The organism is Oxynema mangrovii CENA135 (assembly GCF_016632315.1).
In the GTDB taxonomy this organism is placed as follows: Bacteria; Cyanobacteriota; Cyanobacteriia; order Cyanobacteriales; family Laspinemataceae; genus Oxynema; species Oxynema aestuarii.
The window spans coordinates 634,334-637,445 of record NZ_JAEOXH010000003.1; the positions used below are offsets into that span (position 1 = coordinate 634,334).

At 53.3% G+C, this 3,112-nt stretch carries 1 protein-coding gene and 1 pseudogene; both read right to left on the minus strand.

The features are described from left to right. Positions 1-298 precede the first annotated feature (298 nt). A complete protein-coding gene (gene dnaK, locus JJD41_RS22300) occupies positions 299-2,233 on the minus strand; it encodes a molecular chaperone DnaK (protein ID WP_168570425.1) in 1,935 nt (644 codons plus the stop codon). A gap of 280 nt (positions 2,234-2,513) precedes the next feature. Then, positions 2,514-3,112, minus strand: a pseudogene (locus tag JJD41_RS25105) (hypothetical protein); the annotation flags it as partial.

Below are 3,112 nucleotides of genomic sequence, written 5' to 3' on the forward strand. Positions count from 1 at the left end.
CGCCGCCAACCCTTGCCCCCTCGTTTATCCACCGTCACCCTCCTCAAGCAATTAACCCCGAAATACTGGCGATCGATCCAATTCCAGAACCCACCAATCGTATCATACGGGAGAGTAAGGAGTAGGGAGGAGGAAATCGGGAGTGCGGAATCAGAACTCCCTCTATTTAAAATCAAAAATCAAAAATCAAAAATCAAATAATCCCTAAAAATTGCCAAAAACAAACCCGCCAGAGCGGGTTTGAAATCGGTAGAGACAGATTTTACCCTGCCCCTACCCGCTAAATTATGCGATCGAACTACTTCGTTTCCGAGAATTCAGCATCGATGACATCATCATCGGAGCCACCACCGGAAGACGCATCGCCACCGGGAGCGCCACCACCGGGAGCGCCACCACCGGGAGCGCCACCGCCAGGAGCCGCGCCGTCACCCCCCGCTTGTTGGTAGATATTGCTACCAATCGTATACAGGGTTTGTTGCAAGTCGGTCGTCAGGCTCTTGATGCGATCGAAATCTTCTTGATTGACCGCTTCGCGCAAGTCTTTGATGAGTCCTTCGACCTTGGTTTTCTCGTCCGCAGGCACCTTGTCGCCGAGTTCGCTCATTTGCTTCTCAGCTTGATAAGACAACGAATCCGCTTGGTTCTTGAGGTCGATTTTCTCGCGACGTTCCTTATCGGCAGCCGCATTGCTTTCAGCTTCCTTGACCATGCGATCGACTTCGTCGGACGGCAGGGTGGAAGCGCCAGTAATACTGATCGACTGTTCTTTTCCAGTTCCCTTATCCTTCGCCGTAACGTTGAGAATCCCGTTCGCGTCGATATCGAAAGTCACCTCAATTTGAGGGACCCCACGGGGAGCCGGAGGAATCCCGTCGAGGCGGAAAGTTCCGAGACTCTTGTTGTCCGCCGACATTTCCCGTTCCCCTTGGAGGACGTGAATTTCCACATTCGTTTGACCGTCCACCGCCGTCGAGAACACCTCGGATTTTTTCGTCGGAATCGTGGTGTTGCGCGGGATAATCTTGGTCATGACGCCGCCGAGGGTTTCCACACCCAGGGACAGAGGCGTAACGTCGAGCAGCAGGATGTCCTTCACTTCCCCGGCGAGAACCCCGGCTTGAATCGCCGCACCAATCGCCACCACTTCGTCCGGGTTGACCGTTTGGTTCGGTTCTTTCAAGATGCGCTTGACGAGTTCTTTAACGGCGGGAATCCGAGTAGAACCCCCGACCATCACCACTTCATCGATCGCCGCTTTATCCAGTTTGGCATCGCGCAGGGCATTTTCAACCGGAATCCGGCAACGGTCGATCAGGTCGGCGGTCAGTTCTTCAAACTTGGCGCGAGTCAACGTCAGGTCTAAGTGCTTCGGACCGTCTTGAGTCGCGGTGATAAACGGCAAGTTAATTTCCGCTTGGCTCACGCTCGACAGTTCGATTTTAGCTTTTTCTGCCGCTTCAGTCAGTCGTTGCAGCGCTTGTTTATCTTTACGCAGGTCGATCCCTTCGGCGCTCTTAAATTCGGCAGCGAGCCAGTCTACAATTTTTTTGTCGAAGTCGTCACCGCCGAGGTGGGTGTCCCCAGAGGTCGCCAGCACTTCAAACACGCCGTCGCCCACTTCGAGGATGGACACGTCGAAGGTCCCACCACCAAGGTCGAAGACGAGAATCGTTTCGTTGCTCTTCTTGTCGAGACCGTAGGCGAGAGAAGCGGCGGTCGGTTCGTTAATAATCCGCAGCACTTCGACCCCGGCAATTTTACCCGCGTCTTTGGTGGCTTGACGTTGGGAGTCGTTGAAATAGGCGGGAACGGTGATCACGGCTTGGGTGACTTTCTCGCCGAGATAGGTGCTCGCGTCGTCGATCAGCTTGCGCAGCACTTGGGCGGAAATTTCTTCCGGTGCGAATTGTTTTTCTCGGGCCGGACAGTCTAATCTGACGTTGTTGTTGGCGTTGAGAACTTTGTAGGAAACCTCGGTCGTTTCGTGGGTAACTTCGTCGTGGCGGCGTCCGATGAAGCGCTTGACGGAGTAAAAGGTGTTTTCCGGGTTCATCACCGCCTGACGCTTGGCGATTTGACCGACGAGTTGGTCCCCATTTTTGGTGTAGGCGACGACGGACGGGGTCGTGCGAGCGCCTTCGGCGTTGGCGATGACGGTGGGTTTACCCCCTTCCATCACGGCGACGCAAGAGTTTGTCGTTCCTAAGTCGATTCCAACTACTTTACCCATAGGGATATTCTGGCTCCAATAACTACAAGAAATTCAATGATGTTTGCTGGTGCGGTCCGCGTGGATGTTGCGGCCATTAACAAAAGTCAGCAGGGTGTCTGAACTTCAATCTGAACTTCAATATTTTTTAAGCCTACCGATCTATATGTTGAGCGCGGTTGGCGTTGCGATGAAGGTGTGTTTACCGAACCTCGATCGGGACGGTTCCCCTTCCCTATGGATCCTGGAGCTTCAAAAAAAAAGACCCCCTCATCCTACTACTTAGGCGAGGGGGCTTTTGTTAGCCCGTGACGTCGTCGGAAGGGGAACCCAGATCTTTAAGTAACTCCGAAAATACGAGTTCCGCGATTTTTCTACAGGTCGCGTTGCGGGCTGCCCTCAAGGCGTCGCCCTTCTTTTTCTTCAGCCCTTTCCCCTCGGGTTCATACGCGCGGGAAATGAAATATTCCTCTATCTTTGCGCGGACAGGCTCATCCGTGAACCGGATATTCTTTCTTCTGTTGCCTGACTGGCTCAGGCACATTTCATAGGCGGTGTTTAGGTGCAGCCAAATAGCCGATCGCGCGTCACTGCTACCCTTCATTTTGGATCCAGATCGGACACTGGATCCGGAGCTTTGCGAAACTCTGCCCACGCCTAGAGCTTGCTTGAATCGCCGCTTGCTTCGAGGCTTTGACGTCTTTTTGCCAAGCTCTGGATCGTGCGTCCCTTTTGTGTACTGGACGATCGCGCGTCCATGTTCGTCCAGGAAGTCCTCGAAGGGGTAGACGCGGCAAAGCATCCACGCCCTTAAATCATCACCAAATCCAAAGCGATTAAAAACTTTGTGGTATGGGTGAAAGATTGGGGAGTAAAGGATCGAGTCAATCTCTCGCCTTA

Excerpts from the sequence above, each read along its gene's own strand:
- dnaK (WP_168570425.1), bottom strand. The coding sequence starts at position 2,233 with ATGGGTAAAGTAGTTGGAATCGACTTAGGAACGACAAACTCTTGCGTC.